The sequence below is a fragment of the Cronobacter sp. HA18003 genome (genome assembly GCF_011605905.1).
Taxonomy (GTDB): Bacteria; Pseudomonadota; Gammaproteobacteria; order Enterobacterales; family Enterobacteriaceae; genus Cronobacter; species Cronobacter sakazakii.
The window spans coordinates 1,176,812-1,198,301 of the sequence record NZ_JAANQO010000011.1 but is presented as its reverse complement, the minus strand read 5'-3'; the positions used below and the strand labels follow the sequence as shown (position 1 = coordinate 1,198,301).

Annotated in this window: 14 protein-coding genes and 1 other RNA gene; 11 read left to right on the top strand and 4 right to left on the bottom strand. The window is 56.8% G+C overall.

Annotated features, from left to right (window positions below; genetic code table 11):
- The first annotated feature begins 43 nt into the window (after positions 1 to 43).
- The 3 genes from G6041_RS06680 to selO all read left to right on the top strand — a co-directional run bounded on the left by G6041_RS06680 (position 44) and on the right by selO (position 3,417).
- The gene (locus G6041_RS06680; protein ID WP_255311548.1) at positions 44 to 1,036 is read left to right on the top strand and encodes a LacI family DNA-binding transcriptional regulator; all 993 of its coding nucleotides are present in this window, start codon (positions 44 to 46) and stop codon (positions 1,034 to 1,036) included.
- Between the two features lie 151 nt (positions 1,037 to 1,187).
- Positions 1,188 to 1,907 (top strand): EAL domain-containing protein, encoded by a 720-nt coding sequence (locus G6041_RS06675; protein WP_007849483.1) that lies wholly within the window; start codon positions 1,188 to 1,190, stop codon positions 1,905 to 1,907.
- Between the two features lie 61 nt (positions 1,908 to 1,968).
- Positions 1,969 to 3,417 carry a protein adenylyltransferase SelO gene (gene selO / locus G6041_RS06670; RefSeq protein ID WP_012124988.1) on the top strand — a complete coding sequence of 483 codons (1,449 nt, stop codon included), beginning with the start codon at positions 1,969 to 1,971 and terminating at the stop codon, positions 3,415 to 3,417.
- A gap of 75 nt (positions 3,418 to 3,492) precedes the next feature.
- Here selO and G6041_RS06665 read toward each other — a convergent pair whose 3' ends face one another.
- Positions 3,493 to 4,539 carry a 3-deoxy-7-phosphoheptulonate synthase gene (locus G6041_RS06665; protein ID WP_041460524.1) on the bottom strand — a complete coding sequence of 349 codons (1,047 nt, stop codon included), beginning with the start codon at positions 4,537 to 4,539 and terminating at the stop codon, positions 3,493 to 3,495.
- 154 nt (positions 4,540 to 4,693) lie between these two features.
- Positions 4,694 to 5,527, bottom strand: coding sequence for a posphoenolpyruvate synthetase regulatory kinase/phosphorylase PpsR (ppsR, locus tag G6041_RS06660; RefSeq protein ID WP_004387810.1), 834 nt, complete (start codon positions 5,525 to 5,527; stop codon positions 4,694 to 4,696).
- Positions 5,528 to 5,859: 332 nt separating this feature from the next.
- On the opposite strand from ppsR, the gene ppsA reads away from it, so the two are divergent.
- From ppsA to G6041_RS06645, 3 genes are all read left to right on the top strand, one after another.
- On the top strand, positions 5,860 to 8,238 hold the full coding sequence (gene ppsA / locus G6041_RS06655) for a phosphoenolpyruvate synthase (RefSeq protein ID WP_012124986.1): 2,379 nt from the start codon (positions 5,860 to 5,862) through the stop codon (positions 8,236 to 8,238).
- A 218-nt stretch (positions 8,239 to 8,456) separates the two neighbouring features.
- Positions 8,457 to 9,845 carry an MFS transporter gene (locus tag G6041_RS06650; RefSeq protein ID WP_012124985.1) on the top strand — a complete coding sequence of 463 codons (1,389 nt, stop codon included), beginning with the start codon at positions 8,457 to 8,459 and terminating at the stop codon, positions 9,843 to 9,845.
- 3 nt (positions 9,846 to 9,848) lie between these two features.
- Positions 9,849 to 12,218, top strand: a complete 2,370-nt coding sequence (locus G6041_RS06645; RefSeq protein ID WP_012124984.1) for a glycoside hydrolase family 3 N-terminal domain-containing protein — start codon at positions 9,849 to 9,851, stop codon at positions 12,216 to 12,218.
- 15 nt (positions 12,219 to 12,233) lie between these two features.
- On the opposite strand, the gene rprA is transcribed toward G6041_RS06645, so the two are convergent.
- Positions 12,234 to 12,341: antisense sRNA RprA (gene rprA / locus G6041_RS06640), an RNA gene on the bottom strand.
- 183 nt (positions 12,342 to 12,524) lie between these two features.
- Complete coding sequence (ydiK, locus tag G6041_RS06635; protein ID WP_032975707.1) at positions 12,525 to 13,643, bottom strand: AI-2E family transporter YdiK; 1,119 nt, start codon at positions 13,641 to 13,643, stop codon at positions 12,525 to 12,527.
- A gap of 214 nt (positions 13,644 to 13,857) precedes the next feature.
- Here ydiK and ydiJ point away from each other — a divergent pair, with 214 nt between their 5' ends.
- The 5 genes from ydiJ to sufB all read left to right on the top strand — a co-directional run bounded on the left by ydiJ (position 13,858) and on the right by sufB (position 21,471).
- A complete protein-coding gene (gene ydiJ, locus G6041_RS06630; RefSeq protein WP_012124982.1) occupies positions 13,858 to 16,914 on the top strand; it encodes a D-2-hydroxyglutarate dehydrogenase YdiJ in 3,057 nt (1,018 codons plus the stop codon).
- Positions 16,911 to 17,321, top strand: a complete 411-nt coding sequence (gene menI, locus G6041_RS06625; RefSeq protein WP_012124981.1) for a 1,4-dihydroxy-2-naphthoyl-CoA hydrolase — start codon at positions 16,911 to 16,913, stop codon at positions 17,319 to 17,321. The genes ydiJ and menI overlap by 4 nt, the downstream gene beginning before the upstream one ends.
- Before the next feature lie 439 nt (positions 17,322 to 17,760).
- Positions 17,761 to 19,077 (top strand): AppA family phytase/histidine-type acid phosphatase, encoded by a 1,317-nt coding sequence (locus G6041_RS06620; RefSeq protein WP_012124980.1) that lies wholly within the window; start codon positions 17,761 to 17,763, stop codon positions 19,075 to 19,077.
- A gap of 523 nt (positions 19,078 to 19,600) precedes the next feature.
- Positions 19,601 to 19,978: a Fe-S cluster assembly scaffold SufA gene (sufA, locus tag G6041_RS06615; RefSeq protein WP_004386234.1), complete on the top strand. Its 378-nt coding sequence runs from the start codon at positions 19,601 to 19,603 to the stop codon at positions 19,976 to 19,978.
- A gap of 2 nt (positions 19,979 to 19,980) precedes the next feature.
- A complete protein-coding gene (gene sufB, locus G6041_RS06610) occupies positions 19,981 to 21,471 on the top strand; it encodes a Fe-S cluster assembly protein SufB (protein ID WP_004386233.1) in 1,491 nt (496 codons plus the stop codon).
- Positions 21,472 to 21,490 lie beyond the last annotated feature (19 nt).

The window sequence follows — 21,490 nt, the reverse complement described above, 5'->3', positions numbered from 1 at the left end:
ATTTCGGGTACTATCAGGTGGCCTCACAGATGAAAGGGATCGCCTGATGGTTACTCTGGAAGATGTCGCCGCCCATGCGGGCGTGTCACGTGCCACGGTGTCACGCGTGGTCAACGGCGACACCAACGTCAAATCACAAACCCGAGCGCGCGTCGAAGCGGCGATTCAGGCGCTCGGCTATTCGCCTAATCCGGCGGCGCGCGCGCTCGCTTCCAGCCAGAGCCATACCATTGGGCTCGTCACCACCTCTTACCGCGGCGGCTTTTTCGGCGCGCTGATGGATACCGTACAGAGCGAGGCGCAGCGCCACGGCAAACAGCTGCTGGTGACGCAGGGGCGTGACAGCGCGCAAAACGAACGTGACGCCATCAGCCAGCTCTATAACCTGCGCTGCGACGGCCTGTTGCTGCATGTGCGTATGCTGGAAGACGACGCGCTGCGCGCGATGGCGGCGGCGGGGCGACGCTTTGTCATCCTCGATCGCGACGTGCCGGGGCTGGAATCCCGCTGCGTCACGTTTGATCATCGGGGGGCCAGCGCGCTTGCCACCCGCTATTTTCTCACGCGTGGCCACACGGCCATTGCCTGTCTCCACGGCCCACTTTCACGCGCCTCCAGCCGTTTGCGTCTGCAGGGCTTTCTTGATGTCATGGAAACGGCAGGCCTGACGCCGGTGGCCTGTCTGGAGGCGGATTACTCGCTCCAGGGCGGCTATCTGAACATGCAGGCGCTGCTTGAGCGTCACCAGCCAACGGCGGTTTACTGCTGTAACGAAGAGATGGCCGTGGGGGCCATGCTCGCGATTAATGAAAAAGGCTTAAGGATCCCGCAGGATATTTCCTGTATCTGTTATGACAGCGGCGAGCGCGCCGATTTTGTTCGTCCACGTCTGACCAGCGTCCACTTCCCAATTACCGAAATGGCACGTTACGGCGCGAAAAAATTACTGGAAGAAGAAACTGAGCAGCAAATATTCACGCCAAAAATGATGGAGCGTGATTCTGTAAAGGATCTGACTGGCTCTGGTGAAAAATGAAATACCAGGATAAGCTCATTCTGTAAGGAGTAATCTGAAATTGATGCCGAAACGGCAGGATAAATAGTCTAACAGAATCAACCTGGTTGCACGTGGTAGCGACTTAATACAGTATAGCGGGCTCCGATTAATAACGCGCAGGGCAGACAATATGATTGTTTCGCTCGATACACGGTATCAGTCTCATCTGCTGTTCGCCCCGATCGCCCATACTTCCGGGGGGCTGCTGGGCATGGAAGTTATTGCCCATTTTACCAGCCTGAATGCGCAGATTCGCTTTCCGACGGAATTCATTATCCCACGAATTAATTCTGAAGAAAGATTAATGCTTTTTTACGAAAAAATAAGTTTGCTTGAAAAGTGGCGTGAAGCATTTATAAAAAATTCGCTGTTCGCCGTTGTAAACATTGATCAGAAGATAGCCAGTGCGATTTTATCCAGCCCGACATTACGGGCGCGCCTCGCGCAATTACCGTTTCTTGAGTTAGGTATTAATGAGAATTTTCCTGAACTTAATAAGGGTAAAGAAAATAAAACGATGTTTTCACTTTCGCGTTATTTTCCATTAATGCTGAGCAACTTTGGTGCTGGTGCTGCCACGGGGCGCGCGATCTTCGACGGTCTGTTCCGCCGTGTCGCACTCGATAAAACGTTCGTGCAGAAACGCCGCGCGGGCGGGATGTTTGAGCCGTTTATGTATGCGATCGCCAATCAGGTCGGCCCCAGTTGCCAGACGCTGATCCTGCCTGGTGTCGATAACGATGAAACATTAGAAGAAGCGCGCCGTCTCGGTTTTAGTGGCGCTCAGGGCACACTGTGGCCCGCAATGGATGGTGAAACCCTCGTTCTGACACTCGCTATGGCGCAATAACCTTAAACCTCTACCGTGTTTAATGCCTCCATAACGCACTACACTTAGTGCAGGAGGAGCCATGAGCCAACATCCCCGTTTTATCGCCACCTGGCGCGATGAACTGCCAGGTTTTTATACAGAATTAACGCCCACGCCACTCAACAACAGCCGTCTGCTCTGTCATAACGCACCGCTGGCGCAGGCGCTGGAACTCCCGGAAACGCTGTTTGACTATCAGGGGCCGGCAGGTGTCTGGGGCGGCGAAACGCTGCTGCCGGGCATGGCGCCGCTGGCTCAGGTTTACAGCGGCCATCAGTTCGGCGTCTGGGCAGGCCAGCTCGGCGATGGTCGCGGTATTTTGCTCGGCGAACAGCAGCTCAGCGATGGCTGCAAACTGGACTGGCATTTGAAAGGCGCGGGCCTCACACCCTATTCGCGAATGGGCGACGGCCGCGCGGTGCTGCGCTCAACGGTGCGCGAATTTCTCGCCTCAGAAGCGATGCACGGGCTTGGTATTCCCACCACCCGCGCGCTCACCATTGTCACCAGCGACACGCCGGTGCGTCGTGAAACCACCGAGCGCGGTGCGATGCTGATGCGCATCGCCGAAAGCCATGTGCGCTTCGGCCATTTCGAGCATTTTTACTACCGCCGTGAACCGGAGCGCGTGCGTGAACTGGCGCAGTATGTGATTGAACATCACTTCGCACACCTGGCGCAGGAGGAAGATCGTTTCGCGCTCTGGTTTGGCGAGGTGGTGACGCGTACCGCACAACTGATGGCGAGCTGGCAGTGCGTCGGTTTCGCACACGGTGTAATGAACACCGACAACATGTCGATCCTCGGGCTGACGATGGATTACGGCCCTTACGGTTTTCTCGATGACTACCAGCCGGGCTTTATCTGCAACCATACGGATTACCAGGGGCGTTACGCCTTTGACAACCAGCCGGGCGTTGGCCTGTGGAACCTGCAACGTCTGGCGCAGGCGCTTTCGCCGATTATTCCGGCGGAGCGGCTCAATGCGCTTCTGGATGATTATCAGCCCGCGCTGCTGCGCGAGTGGGGCCGGCAGATGCGCGCGAAGCTCGGCTTTACCGTCGAAAAAGAGGGCGACAACGACTATCTGCGGGAGCTGCTCACCCTGATGGCGCGCGAAGGGAGCGACTACACGCGCACTTTCCGAATGCTGAGCGAGACGGAACAGCACTCGTCCGCCTCGCCACTGCGAGATGAGTTTATCGACCGCGCCACCTTTGACGCCTGGTTTGCCCGCTACCGCGCGCGGCTGGAAGAAGAGGGCGAGGAGGATGATGCGCGTCAGCGGCTGATGAAATCCGTTAACCCGGCGCTGGTGCTGCGCAACTGGCTGGCCCAGCGCGCCATCGAAGCCGCGGAGCGTGACGACGCCAGCGAGCTGTCACGACTGCTGGAGGCACTGCGTAACCCCTTCGCCGATCGCGATGATGACTACACCCATCGCCCGCCGGACTGGGGTAAGCATCTGGAAGTGAGCTGTTCAAGCTGATGCTTTAACGCAGGCGCGTAAAAAAGGGAAACCCTCCCTGGGTTTCCCTTTTTATATGCACACAGAAAGCACTTTTCAGAGACGGCTTTCCACCGCCCGGGCGAGCCGTTCCAGCAGCGTTTCGCTGTCGTCCCAGCCAAGGCACGGGTCGGTAATGGATTGGCCGTAGGTGAGCGGCGTGCCCGGTGTGATTTTCTGGGTGCCTTCCACAAGGAAGCTTTCCACCATCACGCCTGCGATACCGGTTGAACCCGCGCGGATCTGCTGACAGATATCATCACAGACATCGAGCTGACGGCGATGCTGTTTCTGGCAGTTGCCGTGGCTGAAATCCACCACCAGCCGCTGCGGTAAATCAAATTCCCGCAGCGCTTCACAGGCGTCGTTAATGGCTTCGGCATGATAATTTGGCGTTTTCCCGCCGCGCATAATGATGTGCCCGTACGGGTTGCCGCTGGTCTGGTAAATTGTCATTCGGCCATGTTTATCCGGCGAGAGGAACATATGACTGGTGCGCGCGGCGCGAATGGCGTCCACCGCGATACGCGTGTTGCCGTCGGTGCCGTTTTTAAAGCCTACCGGGCACGAGAGCGCCGAGGCCATTTCGCGGTGGATCTGGCTCTCGGTGGTGCGCGCGCCGATAGCGCCCCAGCTAATGAGATCGGAAATATACTGGCCGACCACCATATCGAGAAACTCGGTGGCGGTCGGCACGCCCAGTGCGTTCACCTCGAGCAGCAGACGGCGCGCCTGTTCGATACCGTGATTGACGCGGTAGCTGCCGTTGAGATCCGGGTCGGAGATCAGCCCTTTCCAGCCCACCACGGTGCGCGGCTTTTCAAAATAGGTGCGCATGACGATTTCCAGACGGGAATCGTATTTCTCCCGCAGCCGGACCAGACGGCGGGCGTAATCCACGGCCGCTTGTGGATCGTGAATCGAGCAGGGGCCGATAATCACCAGCAGGCGCGGGTCTTCGCCGTTAAGGATTTTTTCAATACGACGACGGGCGTCAAGCACATGGCCTGCGACCCCTGGCGTCACGGGGTAGCGTTCTGCGAGTTCCGCCGGGGTAATCAGGCTGTCGATGCGCGCAGTACGAAGTTCATCGGTTTTAATCATGGGTGTCTCAGAATCTGTTGCTTCATCGGCATCAGCGCCGGAAGTGATGGGCATCACGATAAACCAATCCGCCCTGAATACAAGGCTATTAAAAGATTCACCGGGCCACGTGACGTTACCCTAACACAGACTCTCGCACCTTTGTACTAGTTTGTCAGTACATACGGCGATTAAGCCCCATGATGTCGAGGATTTTGGTGGCGATCTCTTCCACCGAATAGTTAGTACTGTTGATGTAGCGGATCTGATGTTTGCGGTAGAGCGCTTCCACTTCGGCCACTTCCATCCGGCACTGGCGCATCGAGGCGTAGCGGCTGTTCTCGCGCCGTTCTTCGCGAATGGCCGCCAGCCGCTCCGGGTTAATTGTCAGCCCAAACAGTTTGTGCTGGAACGGGCGCAGCGCCGCCGGAAGGTTCAGGTTATCCATATCATCGGCGATAAAGGGGTAGTTGGCGGCCCGTATGCCGAATTGCATCGCCAGATAGAGGCTGGTGGGCGTTTTGCCGCAGCGTGAGACGCCAAGCAGGATCACCTGCGCCTGATCGAGATTGCGCATCGAAATACCGTCGTCATGGGCGAGCGTGTAATCAATCGCCGCGATGCGCGCATCATATTTATTCAGGTTGGCGGGGTTGAGACCGTGGGTGCGGTGGGCGACGGGCGACGGATCGAGACGAAGCTCTTCCTGAAGCGGGGCGACCAGCGCCTGAACGATGTCCTGACAAAATCCCTGGCTTTGCAGAATTATCTCACGGACCTCCGGCAGCACGATGGAGTAGAAGACCAGCGGGCGCACGCCGGTCTGCTGGTAGATGGCGTCAATCTGCTCTTTCACCGCTCTGGCGCGGCTCTCGTTTTCCACAAACGGCAGGGTAATGCTGTTGATGCTGACCGGGAATTGCGACATCACCGCATGGCCTAATACTTCTGCGGTGATAGCGGTTCCATCAGAAATATAAAAGACCTGGCGATCGACAACATTATCCATTGTATCCGTCCTTAATTCAGGTTGAGTATCATCTTAAGCATAAAATAATGCTTATACCGGGGGCATGGCACTTCTCTTATTTTTAACATTGAAACGGTGTTTTTATTTTAAGTGAACGCCGCGTTTCATTTTTCAAATATCACTGTAAATCATAGTGCAAAAGAGTAATCCAGCCTAATCAAGAAGTTACCCAATCCGGAATTTATCTGAAAATTTGAAATTTTCAATTTGCTTGAACGATTCACCGTTTTTCCCGCAGCGTTTTCTATGCCAGGCTAAAACGGCTGTCAGGTGTTTCTTAATTCCGTTCATATCATAAAAGGATTGCTTCGATGTCCAACAATGGCTCGTCATCGCTCATACTTTGGTATAACCAGCTCGGCATGAATGATGTAGACAGAGTTGGGGGCAAAAACGCCTCCCTCGGTGAAATGATTACTAACCTGTCCGGCATGGGTGTTTCTGTGCCTAACGGGTTTGCGACCACTGCCGTGGCGTTTAATCAGTTCCTCGAAAGCCGTGGCGTTAACCAGCGTATCTATGAACTGCTGGATAAAACCGATATCGACGACGTCACTGAGCTCGCGAAAGCGGGCGCGCAGATCCGTCAGTGGATTATCGACACCCCTTTCCAGCCGGAGCTGGAGCAGGCGATCCGCGAAGCCTACGAGCAGCTCTCCGCCGATGACGCCGACGCCTCCTTTGCGGTGCGCTCGTCCGCCACCGCCGAAGATATGCCGGATGCCTCCTTCGCAGGCCAGCAGGAAACCTTCCTTAACGTACAGGGCATCGATGCGGTGATGGTGGCGGTGAAACATGTGTTCGCCTCGCTGTTTAACGACCGCGCCATCTCTTACCGCGTGCATCAGGGATACGATCACCGCGGCGTCGCGCTCTCGGCGGGCGTGCAGCGCATGGTGCGCTCCGATCTCGCCGCCTCTGGCGTGATGTTCTCCATTGATACCGAATCGGGCTTCGACCAGGTGGTCTTTATCACCGCCGCGTATGGTCTTGGTGAAATGGTAGTGCAGGGCGCGGTCAACCCTGACGAATTCTACGTGCATAAACCGGGGCTGGCGGAAGGTCGTCCGGCGATTGTGCGCCGCACCATGGGCTCGAAAAAAATCCGTATGGTGTATGCCGATACCCAGGAGCACGGCAAACAGGTGCGCATCGAAGATGTGCCGCAGGCCGAACGCGACCGTTTCTGCATCACGCCGGAAGAGGTGCAGGAGCTGGCGAAACAGGCCGTACAGATTGAGAAACACTATGGCCGCCCGATGGATATCGAGTGGGCTAAAGATGGCCACACCGGCAAGCTGTTTATTGTCCAGGCGCGCCCGGAAACCGTGCGCTCGCGCGGTCAGGTGATGGAGCGCTACACGCTGCATTCCCAGGGGAAAGTGGTAGCGGAAGGCCGCGCCATCGGCCACCGCATCGGCGCGGGCACCGTGAAGGTGATCCACGACATCAGCGAGATGAACCGTATTCAGCCAGGCGATGTGCTGGTCACCGACATGACCGACCCGGACTGGGAACCTATCATGAAAAAAGCGGCGGCGATTGTCACCAACCGCGGCGGGCGTACCTGCCACGCGGCGATCATCGCCCGCGAGCTCGGTATTCCGGCGGTGGTTGGCTGCGGCGACGCCACCGAGCGTATTAAAGATGACGAAAAAGTGACGGTTTCCTGCGCCGAAGGGGATACCGGCTACGTCTATGCCGATCTTCTCGATTTCAGCGTCAAAAGCTCCAGCGTCGATACCATGCCGGATCTGCCGCTGAAAGTGATGATGAATGTCGGCAACCCGGACCGTGCGTTTGATTTCGCCTGCCTGCCGAATGAGGGCGTGGGTCTCGCGCGTCTCGAATTTATCATCAACCGTATGATTGGCGTGCACCCACGCGCGCTGCTGGAGTTTGACCAGCAGGGTCCCGCGCTGCAAAACCAGATCCGCGAGATGATGAAAGGCTTCGACAGCCCGGTGGAGTTCTATGTGGGCCGTCTGACGGAAGGCATCGCGACACTCGGCGCGGCGTTCTGGCCGAAGCGCGTGATTGTGCGTCTGTCTGACTTTAAATCCAACGAATACGCCAACCTGGTGGGCGGCGAGCGTTACGAGCCGCATGAAGAGAACCCGATGCTCGGCTTCCGCGGCGCGGGGCGCTATGTGGCCGACAGCTTCCGCGACTGCTTCGCGCTGGAGTGTGAGGCGGTGAAACGCGTGCGAAACGAGATGGGCCTCACCAACGTGGAGATCATGATCCCGTTTGTGCGTACCGTGGATCAGGCGAAAGCGGTAGTAGACGAACTGGCGCGCCAGGGGCTGAAGCGCGGCGAGAACGGGCTGAAAGTCATTATGATGTGCGAAATCCCGTCCAACGCCCTGCTGGCCGAGCAGTTCCTTGAGCACTTCGACGGCTTCTCGATTGGCTCTAACGACATGACGCAGCTCGCGCTCGGCCTCGACCGCGATTCCGGCGTGGTCTCTGAGCTGTTTGATGAGCGTAACGACGCCGTGAAAGCGCTGTTGTCGATGGCGATCCGCGCCGCGAAAAAGCAGGGCAAATATGTCGGCATCTGCGGACAGGGGCCGTCGGACCATGAGGATTTCGCCGCCTGGTTAATGGAAGAGGGGATCGATTCGCTCTCGCTTAACCCGGATACCGTGGTGCAAACCTGGCTGAGTCTGGCCGAGCTAAAAAAATAATTGCGATATATTTTCAAACCCGCCTGATGGCGGGTTTTTTATTTGCAACGGGTAATTTGCACCACATCACAAATACGGGAAAAAGCAAAAAATCATAAACTGGCTGTGGATTTCTGCAATTGTTGGGGGGCGGCACGTTCACAATACTTAGGCCTGATATCGCACCCGTGGTTTGCGTGCGAGAAACACGCTTTCTAACGTTGATAAGGCCAATAATAATGAACCTCACCTCTGCTCTTACGACAAAAGATAAAATAGGATACGGCTTAGGCGATATGGCGAGCGCGCTGGTCTGGCAAACCGCCACGCTATTTCTCGCCTATTTCTATACCGATGTTTTCGGCCTGCCTGCCGCGATCATGGGCACCATGTTTTTACTGGTCAGGGCGGTGGATGCGTTTGTCGATCCGTGCATCGGCGCGCTGGTGGACCGCACCCGCACCCGCTATGGCCGCTTTCGTCCGTGGCTGCTCTGGTTCGCCATTCCATTTGGCGTCTGCTGTCTGATTACCTTCTATGTGCCGCAGGCGAGCGAAACCACCAAAATTGTTTACGCCTGCGTCACTTATAGTCTGCTGAGCCTCGTCTATTCCGCCATTAACGTCCCGTACTGCGCCATGCCCGGCTCGCTGACGATGGACCCCCGCGAGCGCCATTCCCTGCAATCCTGGCGCTTTGGGCTGTCGTTTATCGGCGGGCTTATCGTCACCGTCATCGCGCTGCCGATGGTCGACTGGCTTGGCAGCGGCGATGCGCAGAAAGGCTATTTCTACGCGATGGGGCTGATGGGATTACTGGGCGTGGTGCTCTTTTTCTGCTGTTTTTTCATGACCCGCGAGCGCTATCTGCCCGTAAATGACGCCAGTAGCTCAATGCTCAAGGATTTAAAACTGCTGGCGGCCAACAGCCAGTGGCGCATCATATTCCTGTTCAATATTTTATTATTAACGGCGGTGGTGACGCGCGGCTCCGCGACCATGTATTACGTGAAATATGTTCTTCTGCGCCCGGATTTAGTGTTTGTATTTATTGTCTCCGGCATGGTGGCGAATCTTACCGGTGCGTTATTATCTGAGCGCCTGCTCGGGAAATATGACCGTGTGCGTTCCTACCAGTGGACGATTATTAGCTTCGTCGTTCTCGCTGCGCTGATATTCTTTATTCCCCCCACTGCCGTCTGGTTAATTTTCGCCATTAATATCGTCTTTAGCTTTATTCAGAACCTGACCACGCCGCTGCAGTGGACCATGTTTTCCGACGTGGTGGATTACGAAGAGCACCGCAGCGGGCGTCGCCTCGACGGCCTGGTCTTCTCCACCGCGCTGTTTGCCATCAAGCTGGGTCTGGCGCTCGGCGGGGCCGTGGTGGGGTGGATCCTCGGCATGGTCGATTACCTGCCAAACCAGGCGACCCAGAGCGCCAGCGTGCTGACCACCATTAACGCGCTCTTCACGCTCATCCCGTGCGCGCTCTTTTTACTGATGGCGCTGCTGCTCTGCTTCTATCAGCTCAGCAGCCGCCGCGTGGCCGCTATCGCCGCGGAGCTGGTGCAAAAACGCCAGTTGCGTAAAGACACCCCTTCTCTCAAGCCTGCTATTCAGGAGTAACCGATGACAATCTATAAGGACCCAACCCGTCCGGTGGCTGAACGCGTCGCCGATTTGCTCGCCCGCATGACGCCGGAGGAGAAATTCGCCCAGATGCACGCTTACTGGCTGGTGTTGTCGCCGGATGGCGATCACCGGGAGCGTACCGACCTGAGCGATGAGTTTTCCGGGGCCACCCAACAGGCGGCGCTGGCGGAGCGGCTTAAACGCGGCGCAGGGCAGATAACGCGCCCGCTTGGCACGCATATCGTCGCACCGCGCGAAGGCGTGCGCGCCGCCAACCGGCTACAGCGGATGCTGGTGGAAGAAACGCGGCTTGGCATCCCGGCCATGTTCCACGAAGAGTGTCTGGTGGGGCTGTTGTGTAAAGACGCGACGCTGTTTCCGTCCTCGCTCAACTACGGCTCAACCTGGGACCCGGAACTGGTGGAACAGGCCGCACAGGCGATAGGCCAGGAGGCGCGGGCTGTAGGCTGCCATCAGGGGCTGGCACCGGTGCTGGATGTCTCGCGCGATGTGCGCTGGGGCCGCACGGAAGAGACTTTCGGCGAAGATCCGTGGCTGGTGGGGCTGATGGCGACGCACTATGTGAAAGGGTTACAGGGGCCAAAACGCGACCTGCTGGCGACGCTCAAACACTATGTCGGCCACTCGTTCAGCGAGGGCGCGCGCAACCATGCGCCGGTACATCTCGGGTATTGCGAACTGAATGATACCTTCCTGCTGCCGTTTGAGATGGCGGTGAAGCTGGCACACGCCGGTTCAGTGATGCCCGCTTACCACGATATCGACAACGTGCCGACGCACGCCGACGATTTCCTCCTCACCAAAGTGCTGCGTGAACAGTGGGGCTTCGACGGCATTATTGTTGCCGACTACGGCGGCGTGAGTCTGCTGCATCAGCATCACGGCGTGGCGCAGGACGCGGCGCACTCGGCGGCGCTCGCCTTTAACGCCGGTCTGGATATCGAGCTGCCGAAAGATGACTGCGCGCGCCATCTGGCGCAGGCGCTTGAGCGCGGGCTGATGACAATGGAAAAAGTGGATGAGATTGTCGCGCGCGTGCTGGCGGAGAAATTCCGTCTTGGGCTGTTTGAGCATCCTTACGCTGATGAGAACGACATCGTGCTGCAAAGCGACGACACGCGCCGCATTGCCCGTGAGGTAGCAGCGCGTTCCCTGACGCTGCTTGAGAATAATGGCGTGTTGCCGCTTAAAGGCACGCCGCGCGTAGCGGTTGTCGGGCCGACGGCGGACGATCCGCTGGCGCTGCTGAGCGGCTACAGCTTCCCGGTGCATCTCATTATCAGCGATATGCTGGAGCAGACCAGTCAGGTGACGACGCCGCTGGCAGCGCTGCGCGAACAGCCTGGCATCGCGCTGACGGGTTATGCGAAAGGGTGCCATATCATTGAAAAACGCATGGCGGGCGCGCCGGTTTTCCCCGGCGACAGCGGCGAAAAACCGATGCAGCAGTCGCCGGTCTCTGACGACACATCATTGATCCCGGAGGCGGTGCGGCTTGCCACCGAAAGCGATGTGGTGCTGGCGTTTGTAGGCGATCTCTCCGGGCTTTTCCAGAGCGGCACCGTGGGCGAAGGCTCTGACACCGACAGCCTGCAACTGCCGGGCGTGCAGCAACAGCTGCTGGAAGCGCTGGTAGAGACCGGCAAACCGCTGGTGGTTGTGATGACCGGCGGGCGGCCTTATCACCTGGGCGGGCTGGAGTCGCGCGTTGCGGCGTGGGTGATGGCCTGGGCGCCGGGGCAGGAGGGCGGCCACGCGATTGCGGATCTGCTGACCGGGAAGCGCGAGCCGCAGGGGAGGCTGGTCGTATCGGTGCCGAAAAGCGCGGGTGCGATGCCTTACTATTACAATCACAAGCTCAAGAGCGGCGGCACGCCTTACGCGTTTCACTTCGGCTCGCGCTACCCGTTCGGCTACGGCAAAACCTGGACAACGTTCCGCTACGGCGAGCTGGAAATCGCGCAGTCGCGCGTGCCGATGAATGGCGATGTTGAGGCATCTGTCACCGTCACTAACAGCGGTACGCAGCCGGGCAGCGAGGTGGTGCAGCTCTATGTGCGCGATAAAGTAGCGTCGCTGGTACGGCCGGTGCAGGAGCTGAAAGCCTTCGGACGGGTCTCGCTTGCGCCTGGCGAGAGCGCGCGCGTTACGTTCCGCATCCCTGTCGATATGCTTAATTTCACGAGCCGCGATGGTGTTCGTATTGTCGAGCCTGGCGAGTTTGAAATCCGCGTCGGCGCTAACAGTGGCGATATCCGCAGCCGCGGAACCGTGACCGTGGAAGGGGAAACGCACGTGCTCGGAAATAACTGGCGTATGCTCAGTGAGTGTTGTGTTGAGCAATAATTAACCAGTCACAGAATAAAAAAAAGCCCATCGTGGGAGATGGGCAAAGACTACACACAGCAATTCGTTGTTTCACTCAGGGGATTTCCATGTTTATAAATCAAGGCGTTGATTTATAACCGTGGATTAATAGTAGGCTTATCCATTTTTAGCGTCGATCAGATTCGTCTCAATAGTTCAGCGTTAATGAATTATTAAAGACTCAAACCACGGGATTTACGATAAATCACGGGTCTGACCAGTAGGGAAGTGAAATAATTAATAAGCAATGCTTAAGTAAAAGGCGGGTTTCCCCGCCTGCGTTTTTTACTGTGCCGTTTTCTCTTTGTCGCTCTCTTCCAGCGCTTCGATAACCGTTTCTGAATCATCCTCCGGCAGCGGCGCTTCACGCACCCAGACGGAGAACAAACGCCAGGAGACCGCCAGCAATACCGGGCCGATAAACAGGCCAATCATGCCAAACGCAATCAGCCCGCCGATAACCCCTGAGAGGATCAGCACCATCGGCAGATCGGCACCCATACGAATCAGCATCGGGCGGATAATGTTATCGAGCGTGCCGACGACGGCGCTCCAGATAAGCAGTACGGTGCCCCAGGTGGCGTCGCCGCTCCAGTAGAGCCAGATAATCGCCGGAACCAGTACCGGCAGCGGCCCAAGCTGTACCAGGCAGCTTAAGATCATCACGACCGTCAGCAGCGTCGCATAAGGGATGCCGGAAATCGCCAGCCCGATACCACCCAGCACGCCCTGCACCAGCGCCGTGACGACGACACCGAGCGCCACAGCGCGAATCGCCTGGCCTGCCAGCAGCACGGCCGCGTCGCCGCGCTTCGAGGCAAGACGAATGGCGAAATGCCGGATGCCATACGCCACCTGTTCGCCGCGCCAGTAGAGCAGGGCGCTGAACAGCAGCATCAGGCCACAGTGCATCAGCAGTCTGCCCAGATGCGCCGCCTGGCCGATAAACCAGCCGGTCGTCGTGCCAAGATACGGGCGCACTTTCGCCATAATGGCCGAGCCGCCGCTCTCCACGAGATTGTGCCAGCCAAGATAAAGCTTATTGCCGATATAGGGGATGCTGTTAAGCCAGGCCAGATCCGGGATCGTCATCTTCCCGGACGTCAGCCAGTGGATAAACGGTCCGCTGCTGTCCACAAGACTGTTAACCAGCAGCGCCACCGGGATCACAAACAGCATGATAAGGATAAGCACCATCACCAGGACGGCGAGTGAGCGTCTGCCCCACAGCATCTTCTGCAGCCGCAGCAACAGCGGCCAGGTGGCGATGACCACCGTTCCTGCCCAGGCGAACCCCAGAATAAAGGGCTGCACAATCCACAGGCAGGCGATGATCATGACCGAGAGAAACAACACGGACAGCAGAATTTGCGGCACGTCCATGGGCTGTCGAAGTTTTACCATAAACCACATTCACCTTTTGTCATTCGCGTTACGCCCAAAAGGGCGTTCCCGCCCCATGCGGGGCGCTCTTATGATGAGTGATTTCCGCGCATTTGGATAGCCGCACGCCGGGCGCATTTCTGGCAGGCATGACATATAAAAATGTGATACAACCTTGAAGGCACAACGCAAACGATAACTTCCAACATCTCATTGTCAGGCAGGTTCAGGATCCATGATCCCACAAATTTCTCAGGCACCCGGGCTGGTACAGGTGGTGCTGAATTTTTTGCAGGCACTGGAGCAACAGGGTTTTACCGGCGATACCGCCACGAACTACGCCGATCGCCTCACGATGGCGACCGACAACAGTATCTACCAGCTCCTTCCCGATGCGGTGATTTTCCCCCGCTCCACCGCCGATGTGGCGCTGATGGCGCGTCTTGCCGCCGAACCGCGCTTTAAATCGCTTATTTTTACCCCGCGCGGTGGCGGCACCGGCACCAACGGCCAGTCCCTCAATCAGGGGATTGTCGTTGATATGTCGCGCTATATGAACCGCATTATTGAAATCAACCCGGAGCAGGGTTGGGTGCGCGTCGAAGCGGGCGTTATCAAAGATCAGCTTAATGAATATCTGAAGCCCTTCGGCTACTTTTTCTCGCCGGAGCTTTCCACCAGCAACCGCGCCACGCTTGGCGGGATGATCAATACCGATGCCTCCGGGCAGGGCTCGCTGGTGTATGGCAAAACGTCCGATCACGTGCTCGGCGTACGGGCGGTGCTGCTGGGCGGCGATATCCTGGATACCCAGGCGATGCCGACCGCGCTTGCCGAAGAGCTGGGCCGCGCCCAGACCACGCTCGGGCGCGTTTACCACACCGTGCTGGAGCGCTGTCGCGAACAGCGCGCGCTGATCCTGGAGAAGTTTCCGAAGCTCAACCGCTTCCTCACCGGTTATGATCTGCGCCACGTCTTTAACGACTCACTTTCAGAATTTGACCTGACCCGTATTCTGTGCGGATCGGAAGGTACGCTGGCGTTTATCACCGAAGCGCGGCTCGATATCACGCCGCTGCCCAAAGTGCGCCGTCTGGTCAACGTTAAATATGACTCTTTCGATTCCGCCCTGCGCAGCGCGCCGTTTATGGTCGAGGCGCAGGCGCTGTCGGTGGAAACCGTCGATTCCCGCGTGCTGAACCTGGCGCGTGAAGATATCGTTTGGCATTCGGTGCGCGAGCTGATTACCGACGTGCCGGACAAAACGATGCTCGGTCTTAATATCGTGGAATTCGCCGGCGATGACGAAGCGCTGATTGACCAGCGCGTTGAAGCGCTGTGCGCGCGGCTCGATGAGTTTATGGCGCAGGAGCAGGGCGGCATCATTGGCTGGCAGGTCTGCCGGGATCTCGCGGGCGTCGAGCGTATCTACGCGATGCGTAAAAAAGCGGTCGGGCTGCTCGGTAACGCCAAAGGGCTCGCCAAGCCGATCCCGTTTGCTGAAGACACCTGCGTGCCGCCGGAGCATCTGGCCGATTACATCGCCGAGTTCCGCGCGCTGCTGGACGGTCACGGGCTGAGCTACGGTATGTTTGGCCATGTGGACGCGGGTGTGCTGCACGTGCGTCCGGCGCTGGATATGTGCGATCCGCAACAGGAAGTCCTGATGAAGCGCATCTCCGATGAAGTCGTGGCGCTCACCGCTCGCTACGGTGGCCTGTTGTGGGGCGAGCACGGCAAAGGCTTTCGTGCGGAATACAGCCCGGCGTTTTTTGGCGAAACGCTGTATGACGAACTGCGGCGCATCAAGGCGGCGTTCGACCCGGATAACCGCCTGAACCCCGGTAAAATCTGTGCGCCATACGGCCTCGACGCGCCGATGATGAAGGTGGATGCGGTAAAACGCGGCACGTTTGACCGTCAGATCCCGCTCGCGGTGCGCACCTCCTGGCGCGGCGCGATGGAGTGCAACGGTAACGGCTTGTGCTTTAACTTTGACGTGAAAAGCCCGATGTGCCCGTCGATGAAAATCACCAGCAATCGCATTCACTCGCCGAAAGGGCGCGCGACGCTGGTGCGCGAGTGGCTGCGGCTGCTCTCCGACCGTGGCGTGGACCCGCTGGCGCTCGAAAAAGCGCTGCCGCAAAAGCGCGCCAGCCTGCGCTCGCTCATTGAGCGCACCCGCAACAGCTGGCACGCCGATCGCGGTGAATATGATTTCTCGCACGAGGTGAAAGAGGCGATGAGCGGCTGTCTCGCCTGTAAAGCCTGCTCGACACAGTGCCCGATCAAAATCGACGTGCCGGAATTCCGCTCGCGCTTTTTGCAGCTTTACCACACGCGCTATCTGCGTCCGGTGCGCGACCACCTGATTGCCACGGTCGAAAGCTATGCGCCGCTGATGGCCCGTGCGCCGAAAACCTTTAACTTCTTTATGAGCCAGCCGTGGGTGCGCTCACTTTCGGAACGGCATATCGGCATGGTCGACCTGCCGCTGCTCTCCACGCCGACGCTGCAACAGCAACTGGTGGGGCATCGCAGCGCGGGCATGACGCTTGAAGAGCTGGAACGCCTCACCGAAGCCGAAAAAGCGCGCACCGTGCTGGTGGTGCAGGATCCGTTCACCAGCTATTACGACGCGCAGGTAGTGGCCGATTTCGTGCGGCTGTGCGAAAAGCTCGGCTTCCAGCCGGTAGTCTTGCCGTTCTCGCCGAATGGCAAAGCGCAGCACATCAAAGGCTTTCTCCAGCGTTTCGCCCGTACCGCGCGCAAAACGGCTGATTTCTTAAACCGCGTCGCGGCGCTCGGCATGCCGATGGTGGGCGTCGATCCGGCGCTGGTGCTGTGCTATCGCGATGAATATAAGCAGACGCTTGGCGAGACGCGCGGCGAGTTTCACGTGCAACTGGTGCATGAGTGGCTCACCACGGCGCTGGCGGATCGTCCGGCCGCGCCCGTGGGCGGCGAGCCGTGGTATCTCTTTGGTCACTGTACGGAAGTGACCGCGCTGCCGGGCACTGCCGGGCAGTGGGCCGCGATTTTCGCCAAATTCGGCGCGAAGCTTGAAGGCGTGAACGTCGGCTGCTGCGGCATGGCGGGCACTTACGGCCATGAGGTGAAAAACCACGCCAACTCGCTCGGTATCTATGAGCTCTCCTGGCACCAGGCGATGCAGCGGCTGCCGCGCACGCGCTGCCTCGCCACGGGCTATTCGTGCCGCAGCCAGGTGAAACGCATCGAGGGCAGCGGCGTGCGCCATCCATTACAGGCGCTTCTGGGGATGATTGTATGATCTGGCAACGTACCGCGACGCTTGACGCACTCAACGCCATGGGCGCGAATAATATGGTCGGGCTGCTCGATATCCGCTTTACCCGGCTTGATGAGCGTGAGATTGAAGCCACCATGCCGGTGGACCACCGCACGCATCAGCCGTTTGGGCTGCTGCACGGCGGCGCGTCGGTGGTGCTGGCGGAAACGCTCGGCTCGGTGGCGGGTTATCTCTGCACCGAGGGCGAGCAGAATGTCGTCGGGCTTGAGGTTAACGCCAACCATTTGCGCAGCGTGCGCAGCGGCCGCGTGCGCGGCGTCTGCCGCGCGGTGCATGTCGGGCGGCGTCATCAGGTGTGGCAGATAGAGATCTTCGACGAGCAGGAGCGCCTCTGCTGTTCATCACGGCTGACGACGGCCGTGGTGTAGATTTCGCTCCGGCATAAAAAGCGCCAGAGATGGCGCTTTTTTTTCATTATTTCCATGCCAGTTTGCCGATTTTTCCTGGTTTGCCCAGCGCTTTCACTGTTATTACTTTTGATTGTGGCCTGTAGATTTCATTTTTATAGTGAAACTCTATTAAACATCTTATTTCACCTTTTTATTTCTATAAAAAGTCATCACGTCATCAGTTAAATCACACACGCCGATTTTGTCAGAGGCACAGGTAAGTATTTAACCTGAAATAATCCATGCTTGCGATTGTTTAAAGTGGTGAATAATAGCGGCGCAGGTAATGATCTCACTCTCTTATACAAGGAGAACCACTGGAAAAGTGGCGTGTCAGGCGTTCTGATGTGATAAAATAACAAGGTAATAATTCCTGTGTTCGCTATTTATGGTTCCTTAACTATAAGGTTGGCTGACAATGAAAACGCTATTTCTTCATTTATTCCTCTTCATTTTTATTTTGATGCCTGGTGTTTTCCCGTTACATGCGCAAGGGGCTGATAAAATGAAGCTTGAACGCGTAGTGATAGTCAGTCGCCACGGAGTCAGAGCGCCAACAAAGTCTACGCCGTTAATGCAGGAGGTCACACCTTACCCCTGGCCTCAATGGGATGTTCCGCTGGGCTGGTTGACGGCCCGGGGCGGTGAGCTTGTCACCGAACTGGGACGATACCAAAAGAAAGTACTCATCGATAAAGGTGTTCTGCAAAGCCACGGATGTCCTTCACCCGATCAGGTGGCCGTTATTGCAGATACCAATCAGCGCACACGTAAAACCGGTGAGGCATTTCTGGCTGGATTTGCGCCGGGATGTCAAAATAAAGTTCATTATCAAAAAAAGGTCGATAAAAAAGATCCCCTGTTTAATCCAGTAAAAACAGGTGTGTGCTCGTTTAATGTATCTAAGACTCAGGCAGCAATTCTGGCACGGGCGGAAGGAAATATTGAACGGTACACGCAGCGTTATGACTCTGCCTTTCGTACTCTGGAACAGGTGCTCAATTTCACACAGTCAGCAGCATGCAAATCACCACGTCAGCCGGGCTGCACGCTCACGGGAGTCTTACCTTCAGAACTCAGCGTTTCGCCAGATAACGTCTCATTATCCGGCGCATGGAGCCTGTCTTCCACGCTGACGGAAATATTTCTGTTGCAAGAGGCGCAGGGAATGCCAGAGGTCGCATGGGGGCGAATTCACGGCGAGAAACAATGGACAGAATTATTACGTCTGCATAATGCTCAGTTTGACCTTTTGCAAAGAACGCCTGACGTTGCACGTACCAGAGCGACTCCGCTACTCGATTTGATAAGCCGGGCATTAATCAGTGATGGGGCAACAGAAAATCCTTACGGCATTAAATTGCCCGTCTCTTTATTATTTATTGCGGGGCATGACACCAATATTGCCAATCTCAGTGGGGTATTCGATCTTAACTGGTCTTTACCCGGGCAGCCTGATAATACGCCTCCTGGCGGTGAGCTGGTTTTCGAAAGATGGAAACGAGAGAGTGATAATACTGACTGGATTCAAATTTCTTTTGTTTATCAGACCCTTCAACAAATGCGAGAGTTTAAGTCTTCTTCATCGTTCTCTTCCCCACATAAGATTGTGCTTACGTTACCCTCCTGTCAGGATAAAAATGCCGAGGGAATGTGCTCGTTAAAACGCTTTAATGACATTGTGCAGACAATACGTGTTCCAGAATGTGCAGTCATGGCTGATATAAACCGATAAATATCTTTCACGGGGTGTTGGGGAGATAAAAGCGCGTGACAGACAAGTGTACGCTTAAAAGCGAATTTTGGGGCAGACATGCCTTTGGAGTAAATTTGCGGGCAAAAATCGTCCCAGGGCGTGTTTTGAGGCGAACGTTTGAGGCGAACGTTTGAGGCGAAACAATGCCCGCTTATGTTCATGCTCGTCCGCAACACTCTTCAGTCCGCAGAAAAAATAAGTGTTTGATTTATCGTTGCCCAAGGAATCTATAGTATAAATAGGTATAAACGATACATCTTTTCCTCAGGCGCTCACGCTGCCGCTTAATCTCTTCGTCTCGCTTGTTAATCCTTTGATAATTAAAAAATTTCATCCGCCATTTTTGCCCTCTGCACGCTTGCGGAGAGGGTCTATGCTTAATGAAAGTGTTCAAAAAGTGCCGTTTAGGGTAATACCCCTGATGCGCAGAGGTTGAAGTGAGAATTATTACCACTAACATAGCGTTATCGCCCGAAAGGCACTCACTCCAGGAGGCAGACCTATGGAATCACAAACCGGTACGTTCAACCCCGCCGAGTTTAACTGGCAGGGCCTGACGATGACCCCAGACGCGGCCAGACATATTCGCGACTTAATGGCGCAGAAGCCGGGTCTGCTGGGGGTGCGTCTTAGCGTTAAACAGAGCGGATGCGCCGGGTTTGGCTATGTGCTGGATACCGTCAGCGAGCCGAAAGACGAAGACCTCGTTTTCGAGACCGATGGCGCGCGGCTTTATGTTCCGCTTCAGGCGATGCCGTTTATCGACGGCACCGAAGTGGATTACGTGCGCGAAGGCTTAAATCAGATTTTCAAATTCAATAACCCTAAAGCGCAGCACGCGTGCGGCTGCGGTGAAAGTTTTGGGGTCCAGGCGGAGTAATTATGTCCCGTAACAGTGAAGCAACTGACGATGTGAACACCTGGAGCGGCCCCCTGAACTATAAAGAGGGCTTCTTTACCCGGCTTCAGACCGATGAACTGGCGCACGGCATCAGCGAAGAGGTGGTGCGCGCCATTTCAGCCAAACGCAACGAGCCTGAATGGATGCTCGAATTTCGCCTGAGCGCGTATCGCGCCTGGCTTGAGATGGAAGAGCCGCACTGGCTGCACGCGCATTACGACAAACTGAATTATCAGGACTACAGCTACTATTCTGCCCCCTCCTGCGGCCATTGCGACGACGCCTGCGCGTCACAGCCGGGCGCGGTGCAGCAGCCGGGCGGCAACAATAACAGCTACCTGACGCAGGAAGTGGAAGAGGCGTTTAACCAGCTCGGCGTACCGGTGCGTGAAGGCCGGGAAGTGGCGGTGGATGCCATTTTTGACTCCGTTTCCGTCGCCACCACCTACCGCGACAAACTGGCGGAGCAGGGCATTATCTTCTGCTCGTTCGGCGAAGCGATTCACGATCACCCGGAGCTGGTGAAGAAATACATCGGCACCGTCGTGCCGTCGAACGATAACTTCTTCGCCGCGCTGAACGCGGCAGTCGCCTCCGACGGCACCTTTATCTACGTGCCGAAAGGCGTGCGCTGCCCGATGGAACTCTCCACCTATTTCCGTATCAACGCCGAGAAAACCGGCCAGTTCGAACGCACCATTCTGGTGGCGGATGAAGGCAGCTACGTGAGCTACATCGAAGGCTGTTCCGCGCCGGTGCGCGACAGCTACCAGCTTCACGCGGCGGTGGTGGAAGTCATCATCCATAAAGACGCTGAAGTGAAATATTCGACGGTGCAGAACTGGTTCCCCGGCGATAACAACACCGGCGGCATCCTGAACTTCGTGACCAAGCGCGCGCTGTGCGAAGGCGAAAACAGCAAGATGTCCTGGACGCAATCGGAAACCGGTTCGGCCATCACCTGGAAATACCCGAGCGTCATCCTGCGCGGCGACAACTCCATCGGCGAGTTCTACTCGGTGGCGCTGACCAGCGGCCATCAGCAGGCGGATACCGGCACCAAGATGATCCACATCGGTAAAAACACCAAATCGACGATCATCTCTAAAGGCATCTCCGCCGGCAAAAGCCAGAACAGTTATCGCGGCCTGGTAAAAATTATGCCGACCGCCACCAACGCCCGTAACTTCACGCAGTGCGACTCGATGCTGATTGGCCCGGACTGCGGCGCGCATACCTTCCCGTATGTCGAGTGCCGCAACAACAGCGCCCAGCTTGAGCACGAGGCTACTACGTCGCGTATCGGCGAAGACCAGCTGTTCTACTGCCTGCAGCGCGGGATCAGCGAAGAAGACGCTATCTCCATGATCGTTAACGGCTTCTGTAAGGATGTCTTCTCAGAGCTGCCGCTGGAATTTGCGGTCGAAGCGCAAAAATTATTAGCCATTAGCCTTGAGCACAGCGTCGGCTAAGGTAAGAAAAAGGATAAGA